Origin of the sequence: Flavobacterium psychroterrae, assembly GCF_018380615.1 — a bacterium.
Classification (GTDB): Bacteria; Bacteroidota; Bacteroidia; order Flavobacteriales; family Flavobacteriaceae; genus Flavobacterium; species Flavobacterium psychroterrae.
In genome coordinates, this window is record NZ_JAGYVZ010000016.1 from 118,886 (window position 1) to 132,012 (window position 13,127).

Consider the following 13,127-nt stretch of genomic DNA (forward strand, 5'->3'; position numbering starts at 1 on the left):
ACTTTTTCTCTTAATATTATTCTTCGGTAATTCTGATATTTTTTGCAACAGGAATTGTATCAACTTGTTTAAAATAATCAATCAATACATTTCGAAGTTTATAATTCAGATCAAATTTCTCCACACCTTTTGCGAAAAAAGACATACTGTCACCGCCATTTGCTAAATAATCATTTGTAGCAACATAATAAACTTTGTTTAAATCCAGAGGTTTTCCCTGAATCAGAATATTTTTTGCCGTATTATCTTTTGCAATTGTAAAAGTCATTCCTGATAAAGGCTGTGCTTTTTGTACCTTAATAATATAAGACGTGATTTCAAGAATTTGTTCTCCTTTTAATCCTATTACAACCAAATTGTTTTCAAAAGGCATAATTTCAAAAGCAGTTCTTGTAGTAACATTTCCTTTTGGTAAAATCGCTCTGATACCACCATGATTCAATAAACATAAATCTATAGTTTTTTTCTCACGTGATTTAAAAACAATATTTCCTCTTTCAACACAAACATCAGCTAAAAGATTTCCAATACTGGTTTGCCATTTACCCGTGCTTTTATCAAGAGTTTCAGGACAATACGCTAAAACGCTGTCTAAATCCTTATTAATGTGATCTCTGTAAGGTTTAATAAATTTTTCAATTGAAGGAGTTTCAGCACCTTTTTCATTGATTGGAAGTTGTTTTCCTTCTATCTTCGTCAAATTATAGTTTTTCTGACTGCAAGAAGTTATAAAAAAAAGTGTTAAGAATATAACAAAAGGTTTCAAAAATCCGTTATACTTTTTTAGTTTTACCATCTTAAATGCGACTTAAATAATTAATTTTGTAATCTGGCAAAAGTACTATGTTTTTAAATTATATAAAGGAATTTTTTGTAAAAAAATCATTAAAAAATAACTTGAATAATGTCAAAAACGAAGTCTTTACAAGCAACATACAAACAATTGGTTTACTGGTTGATGAAAGCAATTTTAATCATTCAGAAGACATAGTAAAGGAATTAGTCTCGCAAGGAATAGCCCCAAAAAATATAAAAATTGTTGTGTATCGAAGTAAACTCAAAGAAAAAGAAACCTATTCCCTGCCTACATTTGGTAAAAAAGACATCAGTTGGAACGGAGGAATTACAGCAGATTTTTTAAATGAATTTACAGAAACAGAATTTGATCTTTTGATAAGTTACTATAATATCGAAACAGCCGTTTTGATGATGATAACAAGTAAATCAAAAGCTAAATTTAAAGTAGGGTTTGCATCTGTTGATGAAAATTTAAATCGATGGATGATAGATACCGCTATAGAAAATTATAAACTATTCGTTCACGAACTGTTTAAGTATTTAAAGAGTATAAAATAAAATATATATCAGAATATGCAATCATTAATAGGAACTGGTGTTGCCCTTGTAACTCCATTTAAAAAAGACTTTTCAATAGATATCGAAGCTTTACAGCGAATCGTTAACTTTTCGATAGACGGAGGAGTTGAATATCTTGTAGTTATGGGAACAACAGCAGAAAATGCAACCTTAACTCAAGCCGAAAAAGAATTGGTTATTACTACTGTAATCGACACAAATAAAGGAAGATTGCCTTTAGTACTTGGAGTTGGAGGCAATAATACAATGCAAATCGTAGAAGAATTAAAAACAAGAGATTTTTCGGCTTTTGAAGCTATACTTTCTGTTTCTCCTTATTATAATAAACCAACGCAAGAAGGAATTTATCAGCATTTTAAAGCCATTGCCGAAGCTTCACCAATTCCGGTAATATTATATAATGTACCGGGAAGAACATCAAGTAATATGTTGCCTTCAACAGTAATTCGTCTGGCAAATGATTTTAAAAATGTAGTGGCTATAAAAGAAGCTGCAGGAGATATCGTGCAGGCAATGCAATTGATTAAAAATGCGCCAAAAGAATTTCTTGTGATTTCAGGAGATGATATGATCGCTTTACCAATTGTTTTAGCGGGTGGAGCAGGAGTAATTTCAGTTATTGGACAAGGTTTTCCGAAAGAATTTTCAGAAATGATTCGTTTAGGATTGAATAAAAAGGTAAATGAAGCGTTTAAAACACAATATTTTTTATCAGATTGTATTGATATGATTTTTGAACAAGGAAATCCTGCAGGAATCAAACAAGTCTTTCAAGCCCTTGGTATTGCTGACAACACAGTACGTTTGCCATTAGTAACCGTAGATGATTCGTTAGCACAGAGATTGAGTGAGTTTGTGAAAAACAGCATAAAATAAGAGTAAGATTGCCGGTATTTTATTATACCAAAAAATATTTTGTAGTAGCTAAATTAATAACTAAATTTGCCACCGGAACTTCGGTGTGATTTTGCTTTGGCATAATTGTCTAAGAAATCATAATAAAAGTAAGAAAATGAAAAAAATAGTATCTCTATTAATTGTTGTTGTCCTTTTTTGTTCTTGTAGTGAATACCAAAAAGCATTGAAAAATGAAGATGTTGCAGCCAAATTTGATGTGGCAACAAAAATGTATGATGCTGGTAAATATTCAAAAGCCATTCGACTTTTTGAACAATTGGCACCTTCATACAGAGGTAAACCTCAGGCAGAGAAACTTTTTTACATGTTTTCACAATCTTACTACAAATCAAAACAATACTATTTAGCAGGATATCAATTTGAAAGTTTTGTTTCAGGTTATCCACGTAGTGAAAAAGTACAGGAAGCTGCATTTTTAGGAGCTTACAGTTATTCAAAACTAGCACCTGTTTACAGTTTAGATCAAACTGATACAGTAAAAGCATTAGAAAAATTACAAGCATTTATTGATAATTATCCAAACTCAGAATACATTGTTCAGGCTAACGAAGCAGTGAAAGTATTAAACGGAAAATTAGAGAAAAAAGCATACGAAAACGCAAAAGGATACAACACGATTTCAGATTATAAATCAGCATTAATTGCATTTGATAATTTTATCGCTGATTTCCCTGGAACACCTTTTAAGGAAGATGCGTTGTTTTACAAATACGATTCAGCATATAAATTAGCAATAAACAGTATTCCTGCAAAAATGCAAGAACGTTTAAACGTTGCAAAAGCGGCTTATAATAACTTAATTAAGTTCAATAGCGCTACAAAATACAAAAAACAGGCAGACGAAATGAATGCCAGAGTTGAAACAGATTTACAAAAATTTACTAAATAAAATAAAGTCATGGATTTAAAAAAGACGAATGCTCCTGTAAATACAATAACTTACAATAAAACAGTTATTGAAGAGCCAACAGGAAATGTGTATGAAGCAATTACCATTATGGCTAAAAGAGCAAATCAAATTAATTCTGAAATTAAAAAAGAATTAACTGAGAAATTAGAAGAGTTTGCTACTTACAATGACAGTCTTGAAGAAGTTTTTGAAAATAAAGAACAAATTGAAGTTTCTAAATTTTACGAAAAATTGCCTAAACCACACGCGTTAGCAGTTCAGGAATGGTTAGACGGTAAAACTTACCACAGAAGTTCAAACAAATAATATATAAGTATAATGTCAGTTTTAAACGGGAAGAAAATTTTACTGGGTGTTTCTGGTGGAATTGCAGCCTATAAAACAGCCTCATTAGTACGACTCTTTATAAAAGCAGGTGCACATGTCCAAGTGATAATGACACCTGCTTCTAAGGATTTTGTAACTCCACTTACGTTATCAACGTTATCAAAAAATCCAGTCCATTCCAGTTTCTTTAATCAGGATGATGAAGACGCCGTTTGGAACAATCATGTTGAATTAGCACTTTGGGCTGATTTAATTTTAATTGCTCCTGCAACAGCCAATACATTGTCTAAAATGGCAACAGGAAACTGCGATAACCTTTTAATTGCTACTTATTTATCAGCTAAATGTCCCGTTTATTTTGCTCCGGCAATGGACCTGGATATGTACAAGCATGCTTCAACTTTATCTAATTTCACAGCTTTAAAACAGTTTGGAAACATAATGATTCCTGCTGAAAACGGCGAATTGGCAAGCGGATTATCCGGTGAAGGCAGAATGGCTGAGCCTGAAAATATTATCGCTTTTCTTGAAGCAGATTTAGAAAGTAAATTACCCCTAAAAGGGAAAAAAATATTAATTACTGCCGGACCCACATACGAAGCAATAGATCCTGTACGTTTTATAGGAAATCATTCCTCCGGTAAAATGGGTTTTGATATTGCAAATCAGGCAGCGAATTTAGGAGCACAAGTTATTTTGATTTCAGGACCAACGCATTATAAAGTTAAAAATTCATTGATTGAAGTTGTTGATGTGATTTCGGCTCAGGATATGTACGATGCCTGTCATTTACATTTTAATGATGTTGATGTTGCTATTGCAGCAGCAGCTGTAGCAGATTACAAACCTAAAGTTGTAGCTTTACAAAAGATTAAAAAAGCAGCTGATGATTTTTCAATTGAACTGGAGAAAACAAAAGATATTTTAGCATCGCTTGGAGCAATCAAAAAAAATCAGTTTTTAATAGGCTTTGCTTTAGAGACAGAAAATGAAATTGAAAATGCTAAGTTGAAAATTCAGAAAAAAAACTTAGATTTGATTGTTTTAAATTCCTTACAGGATGAAGGAGCAGGTTTTAAAAAAGAAACCAATAAAGTAACTTTTATTGACCAAAATTTTAAAATTGAACCAATGGAATTAAAATCAAAAGAATCTGTAGCAATCGATATTTTAAACAAAGTTATTTTGCATTTTGTGAAATCTAAATGAGTTAGAATACAAAACAAAAGAAAGAATAGTATTACTTTTGTGGTTAATCCAAATTACCTTTCGTATGAATAAAATAGTGACTTTTTTAATGTTTTTAATTTTTGGCTTCACACAGGCACAACAGTTAAATTGTACCGTAACTATTAACACTGAAAGGTTACCAAACCCGAATCAACAGGTATTTAAAACTCTACAGACATCTTTGTCTGAATTTGTCAATAAAACAGATTGGACCGGATCAGTTTTAAAACAAAACGAACGCATCAATTGTTCTATGTATATTACATTGTCTTCAAATACTTCAGATCAATTTACAGGAACAATTCAAGTACAATCATCCCGATTAATTTTTGGTTCAACTTATTCGTCACCGGTTTTGAATTATAATGATAAAGATTTCAATTTCAGATATACTGAATATGAACCTTTATTATTTAATCCAACAACTTTCGATTCAAATTTAGTTTCAGTAGTTTCTTTTTATAGCTATTTAATTTTAGCGATGGATGCTGATACATTTCAAATGGGAGCAGGAAACCAATATCTTGAAACAGCTCAAAATATTGCCAATGTTGCACAACAAGGAGGATCAAAAGGCTGGAGCCAATCTGATGGAGTTCAAAACCGATATTATTTAATAAATGATATGGTTTCACCAATGTACAGCGATTTACGTCAGGTTATGTATGCTTATCATACAGGTTTAGACGGAATGAGTGTTGATTTAAAAACATCAAAAGAAAAAGTAAAAGGAGCGATAATGATTCTTGGTAAACTAAATTCAGTTAAGCCAAATGCGTTTTTGACAAGAGTATTTTTTGATGCAAAATCAGATGAAATCGTTTCCATATTTTCAGGAGGGCTAAGCATTCCTGTTGGCGACTTAACCGATATGCTCAACAAAGTATCGCCTTTGAATTCTACTAAATGGTCACAGATTAAATTTTAATTGATTTTTCAATTTTTTCACTATCTTAAATAACATTATACTTACACAATTTCCTTATGATAACGTCCTTGTCGATTAAAAACTATGCTCTGATTGAAAAACTTACCATCGATTTTTCAAGAGGTTTTTCTATAATTACAGGTGAAACGGGTGCAGGTAAATCAATTATATTAGGGGCAATAGGATTAGTTTTAGGAAAAAGAGCTGATTTGACCTCATTAAAAAATAAAGAGGAAAAATGTGTTATCGAAGCACATTTTGAAATTTCAAAATACAACTTAAAAGAATTTTTTGAAGCAAATGATCTCGATTACGAAGAAGATACCATTATCAGAAGAGAAATATTGCCTTCAGGAAAATCTCGTGCTTTTATTAATGATAGTCCCGTAAATCTTCAGGAATTGCAGGATTTAAGTTTGTTTTTAATTGATATTCATTCACAACAACAAACTCAGGAACTTTCGGACGAAGGAGTTCAGTTCAAAATAATTGATGCAATTGCAAATAATTTTTATACTATTAATTCGTATCAAAAAGTATTAAAATCGTACAAAGCAGATAAATCTAAATTGAATGCTTTATTAAAAAAGCAAAGTGATTCAGGAAAAGAGCAGGAATACAATACTTATTTATTAAATGAGTTGGTTAGTGCTAAACTAAAATCAGGTGAACAGGAAGAACTGGAAGCTGATTATGAGAAATTAAATAACGTTGAAATTATAAAAGAAGCACTTGATAAGTCTCTTGTAATTGCAAACGAAGAACAATTTGGAGTATTTCATAATCTAAATGAAATTAAAACTTCGTTACAGAAAATCGCACCTTTTTCTCCTGAATATCATGCGATATTCGAAAGGATTACAAGCTTGGCAATTGAATTTGATGATGTTTCAAGAGAACTTCAAAATTCATCTGAAAAATTATTAAATGATCCGGCACAATTAGAATTAGTAAGTCAGAAATTGCAACTGATTTACAATTTGCAAAAAAAGCATCAGGTAACTTCTGTAGATGAATTGATTGAGATTCAGGCTACTTTAGGAAATACACTTCTTGAACTGGATAATATCGAAGAAGAAATTGCCGCTTTATCAAAATCAATAGATCAAAAAGTAATTGAATTGGATGCATTTTCGGCAACAATTCATCAAAATAGAACAACTGCGATTCCAATTTTATCTCAAAAATTGATTTCAATTTTAGAAACTTTAGGAATGCCGAATGTTCGTTTTAATATGGAACTTCTGCCATCAGAAACTTATTTTCAAAACGGAAAAGAAGAGTTACAATTTTTATTTTCTGCCAATAAAGGAACTGATTTCGGCTTGCTTAAAAAAGTAGCATCAGGAGGAGAAATGTCTCGTATTATGTTGGCTGTTAAAGCAATTCTGGCAAAATATTCAAAATTACCCACTTTGATTTTTGACGAAATTGACACAGGAGTTTCTGGAGAAATAGCAATAAGAATGGGAGAGATTATGAAAGAAATGAGTGCAACAATGCAAATTTTTGCTATTACGCATTTACCGCAAATTGCAGCAAAAGGAGATTCGCACTTTAAAGTTTTCAAATCTACAGTTGATAACGATACACAATCAGAATTGAAGCTTCTGTCTCAGGACGAAAGAGTTATAGAGATTGCTCAAATGTTATCAGGCGCTGTAGTTTCAGATTCGGCTTTAAATCATGCTAAAGCCTTGTTGAACTAAAGAAATAATTTATATTTGTCATCTTAAAGCTAATTAAACAAAACGTAAAATAAGTTAATCGTTTATCTAACTACCGATTAACCAAATCAACGAATAAATACAAAAATATGATTATAGAACCTAGAATGAGAGGATTTATTTGCTTGACATCACACCCAAAAGGTAGCGAGCAAAACGTTAAAAATCAAATAGAATATATAAAATCAAAAGGACCAATTGACGGTGCAAAAAAAGTATTAGTTATTGGTGCTTCAACAGGTTTTGGATTAGCTTCAAGAATTACAAGTGCTTTTGGATCTGATGCTGCAACTATTGGAGTGTTTTTTGAAAAACCACCAGTTGAAGGAAAGACAGCTTCACCAGGTTGGTATAATTCTGCTGCATTTGAAACAGAAGCTCACAAAGCAGGTTTATATGCAAAAAGTATCAATGGAGATGCTTTTTCAAACGAAATAAAACGACAAACATTAGACTTAATCAAAGCAGACTTAGGTCAGGTTGATTTAATAATCTACAGTTTGGCTTCGCCAGTACGTTTGCATCCGGTTACAGGAGTTTTGCACCGTTCTGTTTTGAAACCAATCGGACAAACTTTTACCAATAAAACAGTCGATTTTCATACAGGAAATGTAACAGAAGTTTCTATTGCTCCGGCAAATGATGAAGATATTACAAATACTGTAGCCGTAATGGGCGGTGAAGACTGGACAATGTGGATTGATGCCTTAAAAGCTGAAAATTTATTGGCAGAAGGCGCAACAACAGTTGCTTATTCCTATATTGGACCATCATTGACAGAAGCAGTTTACCGTAAAGGGACAATTGGTCGTGCAAAAGATGATTTAGAGGCTACAGCATTCTCAATCACAGACAGTTTAAAATCAATAGGAGGAAAGGCGTATGTTTCTGTAAATAAAGCATTAGTTACACAAGCAAGTTCTGCGATTCCGGTAATTCCATTATACATTTCTCTTTTGTATAAAATAATGAAAGAAGAAGGAATTCACGAAGGGTGTATTGAGCAAATCCAACGTTTGTTTAAAGACAGATTATATTCAGGTTCAGATGTTCCTGTTGATGAAAAAGGAAGAATCAGAATCGACGATTGGGAAATGCGCGATGATGTTCAGGAAAAAGTTGCTAAACTTTGGTTAGAAGCTACAACTGAAACATTGCCTTCAATTGGAGATTTAGCAGGATATAGAAACGATTTCTTAAATCTTTTCGGATTTGAATTTGCCGGAGTAGATTATGCTGCTGATACAAATGAAGTTGTTGGAATTGAAAGCATAAAGTAAATAAAGAAAAAATACCATTATATATAAAAACCATTCGTCACGACGAATGGTTTTTTTGTTAATAAAACATATCTTTGTTAAAATTTTGAAATTAAAAATTGCCACTTTAACACCGCACATCCCGTTATGATTTTTTCTTTAATTATACCCGTGTATAATCGCCCAGATGAAGTTGATGAACTTTTAGAAAGTCTCTCAAAATCTGATTATAATGAAGCCTTTGAAATTGTTCTTGTTGAAGACGGATCATCAATACCATGTAAAGATGTTGTGATGACCTATCAGGGAAAACTAAACATTTCATATTATTTTAAAGAAAATTCAGGACCTGGTGATTCAAGGAATTTCGGAATGGAAAAAGCACGAGGTGATTATTTTATCATTTTTGATTCTGACTGCATTATTCCAACCCATTATTTAACCGAAGTTCGAAAAGCATTAAATGCAGGTTATGTGGATTGCTTTGGAGGTCCGGATAAAGCATTAGATAGTTTTTCGGATATTCAGAAAGCGATTAATTTCGCTATGACCTCTTTTCTTACCACAGGAGGAATTCGTGGTGGCTCTGAAAAAATAAATAAATTCCAACCAAGAAGTTTCAATATGGGAATTTCAAAACGAGCATTTGAAGCATCAAAAGGCTTTGGAAATATTCATCCGGGTGAAGATCCTGATCTTTCCATACGTTTATGGAACTTAGGATTTGAAACCAGATTATTTACAGAGGCATACGTTTATCATAAGCGTAGAATAGATTGGGAAAAATTTTCAGTTCAGGTAAATAAATTTGGTATCGCAAGACCTATTTTAAATAGTTGGTATCCAGAACATAATAAGTTAACCTTTTTCTTTCCTACAGTATTTATCTTGGGATTATTGTTAGCTTTTTTACTATTAATATTCAATTTTGATTTATTATTACAATTATATTTCGTATATTTCGTTATAATTTTTCTTACAGCCAGTGTTCAAAATAAAAGCATAAAAATTGGATATTTATCTGTAATTGCAGTATGGAAACAGTTTTATGGTTATGGAACAGGTTTTTTAAAATCGTTCGTAAAAATTATTCTTTTAAAGAAAAAACCACAAGAAGCTTTTCCTCGTATGTTTTTTAAAGTATAATATGACAAAAGTGATTGGCTTAACAGGCGGAATAGGAAGTGGAAAAACCACAATTGCAAACTATTTTGCAGAAATGGGAGTTCCATTATATATTGCAGATGATGAAGCCAAAAAAGTAATGCAGTCTGAAAAGATTGTAGAACAAATAAAAACAACTTTTGGAAATTTTATTTTTGAAAATGAAATTTTAAACAGAGCAAAACTTGCTGAAATTGTATTTAACGATAAGGATAAGTTAGCCCAATTAAATGCAATTGTACATCCAGCCGTAAAAGAAGATTTTGAATTTTGGCTTCAGAAAAATAAAAAGCATGACTATGTAATTTATGAAGCTGCAATTTTGTTTGAAAGTGGTCGTTATAAACAATGCGACGTCATCATAACAATTACTGCCCCGGAAGAAATTAGAATAGAAAGAGTCGTTAAGCGAGATAATACCACACGCGAACAAGTTTTAAGCAGAATGAAAATGCAATGGAATGACGAAAAACGTATTTCTTTAAGCAATTTTGTAATTAATAACAGTAATCTTAAAATTGCTAAAGAAGAAGTTGTTAAAATTCTTAAAATTTTAAATATAAAACAAAATCAGTCTTAAATGTTAATATTTGGTTAATGTATTATTTAGTATATTGTTAAAATATTAATTTTGTTGCGATGAATAAAATATTTTTTAGAATACTTGTTTTACTAATGAGTTTGTCCTTAATAGGGATCATTCTGGTACAGGTATATTGGTTCAACTCTTCGTTTAAAAACAACGATGAACAGTTTAAATACCACGTTACACAAGTTATCGGTAATGTCGCAGATAAACTGGAACAGCAAGAAGAATACAGCTTTTATGACAAGTACAATCGTATAAAAGACAGTACTGGTAAAACTCCCAAAAAAGAAGATCTGTTAGAAGTTCTTTATGTTCAGAGAAATACAAAAACAAATAAAACAATAGTTTATTCGAACACTCTTACATCTGAAGATTATGATATAAATGGTTCGCTATTTAATAAAAAATTCAGTAGTGAAAGATTTAAAAATTTTAGTTCAAAAAGAGTAACAGAAGTTTACAATAATAATAACGGAATCGATAATAATGCATTAGGACAAAGTATTATTCCAGATCTTAAAATTGAAAAATCAGGTAGCTTAGACATCTTAAATAAAGTACAGCAGCAAATTCAATATAAAGATATTGCTTCGTTGACACCTATAGAAGGAAGAATTACAAAAGATAAACTTCAGAAACTTTTAAAGAAAGAATTAGAAGAATATGGTGTAAAAACCAAGTTTGAATATGGTGTTCTTAATAGTGGTCTTGCGACAAAAGTAAAGTCTGACGGATTTCATTACGATAAAGATGCAAGTTACCACGTGCCAATTTATACTGATAATGAAGGGAATAGCAAATATGAGTTATTCATAACTTTTCCCCATAAAAAGAAATTTTTATTGTCTGAATTGTTGAGTATCACAATATTATCAATAATTTTTACTTTAATTATAATAGTTGCCTACACAAGTGCGTTGAATCAATTACTACGTCAAAAACATATTTCTGAAATCAAAACAGATTTTATAAATAATATGACGCATGAGTTTAAAACACCAATTGCAACCATAAATTTAGCTCTTGATGCCATTAAGAATCCTAAAATTATTGAAGATAAGGAAAAAGTATTTCGATATCTGCAAATGATTCGGGATGAAAATAAAAGAATGCATGCCCAGGTTGAAAATGTTCTTCGAATTTCTAAATTAGAAAAAAGAGAATTAGATATTATAAAAGAACCAACTGCAATTCATGATATAATTGATGATGCAATTGAACACGTAAATTTAATCTTAGAAGACAGACACGGAACAGTTGTTAAGCACTATAATGCTGCAAGAACAACTTCTTTGATTAACGAGGTACATTTTACAAATGTGTTGGTTAATATTTTAGAAAATGCCATAAAATATTCACCTAACATTCCGGAGATTGAAATTTTTACGGAAAATGTGAAAGACATGATTCTGATAAAAATAAAAGATAATGGTCTAGGTATGAGTAAAATAGCTCAAAAAAGAGTTTTTGAAAAATTTTACAGGGAACATACCGGGGATCTGCATAATGTAAAAGGACACGGTTTAGGTCTGGCTTATGTAAAAAGAATAGTAGAAGACCACAATGGTCAAGTATATGTTGAAAGCGAAAAAGGAAAAGGTAGCACCTTTATAATAAAAATACCATTAATAAATTAAAATATGGAAAATAATAACAAAAGAATACTTTTAGTAGAAGATGACCTTAATTTTGGGGCAGTTCTTAAAGATTATCTAATGTTAAATGACTTTGAAGTTACTTTAGCTAAAAACGGTATGGAAGGTTTTGAGAAATTCAAGAAAGATGTATATGATTTATGTATTCTTGATGTAATGATGCCTTATAAAGATGGTTATACTTTAGCCAAAGAAATTAGAGAAAAGAATAGCGAAGTGCCAATTATCTTCTTAACAGCAAAATCTATGAAAGAGGATGTGCTAAAAGGATACAAAGCGGGTGCTGACGATTACCTTAATAAACCTTTTGATTCAGAAGTTTTATTGATGAAAATTAAAGCTATCATTCAAAGAAAATCTGCGGATACAAAAGCAGAACAAGTTCAGTTTGAATTTAATATTGGTAAATTCCACTTAAATTCTAAACTTAGATTCTTAACATTCGAAAGCGACGAGCCAATAAAACTATCTCCAAAAGAGAACGAATTACTTAAAATGTTGATTCTTCATGAAAATGATTTGATGCCAAGAGAATTAGCATTAACAAAAATCTGGAGAGATGATAACTACTTTACTTCAAGAAGTATGGACGTTTACATCGCTAAACTTAGAAAATATCTAAAAGCAGATGAAGATGTTGAAATCCTAAACATTCACGGTGAAGGTTTCAGATTAGTTGTTAAAAGCAAAGTTGCAGAATAAACGAAATTCACAAAACAAAAACATAAAAAAGCTCTGAGAAATCAGGGCTTTTTTTATGCGTAAAAATTTTGTAAAATCATAACAATAGCAATAATCTTGTTATTTCGACGAAGCAGAAATCACACAAGAAACTTCGTTACTATGGTCGCCAATCTTTGTTAAATATAGGATGTGATTTCTCCATTCTGTCAAAATTGACAAACATTCCGAAAACATGACGAAAAGATTGGAATTTAGAATTTAAAATATTCAAATTTTAATTTGATATAAGTCTTTATTTATTAGGTAAATAGATCATTTTTTGTAAGTTTTAAAAATTCACCACACAATTTTTACACGAA

13 protein-coding genes are annotated in these 13,127 nt (G+C 31.1%); 12 read left to right on the forward strand and 1 reads right to left on the reverse strand.

Annotated elements, in window-relative coordinates:
- Positions 1–16: 16 nt before the first annotated feature.
- Positions 17–796: a 5'-nucleotidase C-terminal domain-containing protein gene (locus KHA90_RS16890; protein WP_213303217.1), complete on the reverse strand. Its 780-nt coding sequence runs from the start codon at positions 794–796 to the stop codon at positions 17–19.
- Between the two features lie 47 nt (positions 797–843).
- Here KHA90_RS16890 and KHA90_RS16895 point away from each other — a divergent pair, with 47 nt between their 5' ends.
- The 12 genes from KHA90_RS16895 (at position 844) to KHA90_RS16950 (ending at position 12,786) form a co-directional block, all read left to right on the forward strand.
- Positions 844–1,356, forward strand: coding sequence for a DUF6913 domain-containing protein (locus KHA90_RS16895; protein ID WP_213303220.1), 513 nt, complete (start codon positions 844–846; stop codon positions 1,354–1,356).
- A 15-nt stretch (positions 1,357–1,371) separates the two neighbouring features.
- Positions 1,372–2,253, forward strand: a complete 882-nt coding sequence (gene dapA / locus KHA90_RS16900) for a 4-hydroxy-tetrahydrodipicolinate synthase (protein WP_213303223.1) — start codon at positions 1,372–1,374, stop codon at positions 2,251–2,253.
- 136 nt (positions 2,254–2,389) lie between these two features.
- A complete protein-coding gene (locus tag KHA90_RS16905; RefSeq protein WP_213303225.1) occupies positions 2,390–3,184 on the forward strand; it encodes an outer membrane protein assembly factor BamD in 795 nt (264 codons plus the stop codon).
- Positions 3,185–3,193: 9 nt separating this feature from the next.
- On the forward strand, positions 3,194–3,511 hold the full coding sequence (locus tag KHA90_RS16910; protein WP_008463064.1) for a DNA-directed RNA polymerase subunit omega: 318 nt from the start codon (positions 3,194–3,196) through the stop codon (positions 3,509–3,511).
- Between the two features lie 12 nt (positions 3,512–3,523).
- Positions 3,524–4,741 (forward strand): bifunctional phosphopantothenoylcysteine decarboxylase/phosphopantothenate--cysteine ligase CoaBC, encoded by a 1,218-nt coding sequence (coaBC, locus tag KHA90_RS16915; protein ID WP_213303228.1) that lies wholly within the window; start codon positions 3,524–3,526, stop codon positions 4,739–4,741.
- 64 nt (positions 4,742–4,805) lie between these two features.
- Positions 4,806–5,690: a type IX secretion system protein PorD gene (porD, locus tag KHA90_RS16920; RefSeq protein ID WP_213303231.1), complete on the forward strand. Its 885-nt coding sequence runs from the start codon at positions 4,806–4,808 to the stop codon at positions 5,688–5,690.
- 56 nt (positions 5,691–5,746) lie between these two features.
- Positions 5,747–7,399 (forward strand): DNA repair protein RecN, encoded by a 1,653-nt coding sequence (gene recN, locus KHA90_RS16925; RefSeq protein ID WP_213303234.1) that lies wholly within the window; start codon positions 5,747–5,749, stop codon positions 7,397–7,399.
- Positions 7,400–7,506: 107 nt separating this feature from the next.
- On the forward strand, positions 7,507–8,697 hold the full coding sequence (gene fabV / locus KHA90_RS16930; protein ID WP_213303237.1) for an enoyl-ACP reductase FabV: 1,191 nt from the start codon (positions 7,507–7,509) through the stop codon (positions 8,695–8,697).
- A gap of 126 nt (positions 8,698–8,823) precedes the next feature.
- Positions 8,824–9,822 (forward strand): glycosyltransferase, encoded by a 999-nt coding sequence (locus KHA90_RS16935; RefSeq protein WP_213303240.1) that lies wholly within the window; start codon positions 8,824–8,826, stop codon positions 9,820–9,822.
- Between the two features lies 1 nt (position 9,823).
- A complete protein-coding gene (coaE, locus tag KHA90_RS16940) occupies positions 9,824–10,420 on the forward strand; it encodes a dephospho-CoA kinase (RefSeq protein ID WP_213303243.1) in 597 nt (198 codons plus the stop codon).
- Between the two features lie 59 nt (positions 10,421–10,479).
- Positions 10,480–12,066 (forward strand): sensor histidine kinase, encoded by a 1,587-nt coding sequence (locus KHA90_RS16945; protein ID WP_213303246.1) that lies wholly within the window; start codon positions 10,480–10,482, stop codon positions 12,064–12,066.
- 3 nt (positions 12,067–12,069) lie between these two features.
- The gene (locus tag KHA90_RS16950; RefSeq protein WP_065449593.1) at positions 12,070–12,786 is read left to right on the forward strand and encodes a response regulator transcription factor; all 717 of its coding nucleotides are present in this window, start codon (positions 12,070–12,072) and stop codon (positions 12,784–12,786) included.
- Positions 12,787–13,127: the final 341 nt, after the last annotated feature.

Bases quoted from the DNA above. Each gene is read 5' to 3' on its own strand.
- dapA (WP_213303223.1), top strand. From the start codon at position 1,372: ATGCAATCATTAATAGGAACTGGTGTTGCCCTTGTAACTCCATTTAAA.
- KHA90_RS16910 (WP_008463064.1), top strand. From the start codon at position 3,194: ATGGATTTAAAAAAGACGAATGCTCCTGTAAATACAATAACTTACAAT.
- porD (WP_213303231.1), top strand. From the start codon at position 4,806: ATGAATAAAATAGTGACTTTTTTAATGTTTTTAATTTTTGGCTTCACA.
- KHA90_RS16890 (WP_213303217.1), bottom strand. From the start codon at position 796: ATGGTAAAACTAAAAAAGTATAACGGATTTTTGAAACCTTTTGTTATA.
- recN (WP_213303234.1), top strand. From the start codon at position 5,747: ATGATAACGTCCTTGTCGATTAAAAACTATGCTCTGATTGAAAAACTT.
- KHA90_RS16950 (WP_065449593.1), top strand. From the start codon at position 12,070: ATGGAAAATAATAACAAAAGAATACTTTTAGTAGAAGATGACCTTAAT.
- KHA90_RS16895 (WP_213303220.1), top strand. From the start codon at position 844: ATGTTTTTAAATTATATAAAGGAATTTTTTGTAAAAAAATCATTAAAA.
- KHA90_RS16945 (WP_213303246.1), top strand. From the start codon at position 10,480: ATGAATAAAATATTTTTTAGAATACTTGTTTTACTAATGAGTTTGTCC.
- fabV (WP_213303237.1), top strand. From the start codon at position 7,507: ATGATTATAGAACCTAGAATGAGAGGATTTATTTGCTTGACATCACAC.
- coaE (WP_213303243.1), top strand. From the start codon at position 9,824: ATGACAAAAGTGATTGGCTTAACAGGCGGAATAGGAAGTGGAAAAACC.
- KHA90_RS16935 (WP_213303240.1), top strand. From the start codon at position 8,824: ATGATTTTTTCTTTAATTATACCCGTGTATAATCGCCCAGATGAAGTT.
- coaBC (WP_213303228.1), top strand. From the start codon at position 3,524: ATGTCAGTTTTAAACGGGAAGAAAATTTTACTGGGTGTTTCTGGTGGA.
- KHA90_RS16905 (WP_213303225.1), top strand. From the start codon at position 2,390: ATGAAAAAAATAGTATCTCTATTAATTGTTGTTGTCCTTTTTTGTTCT.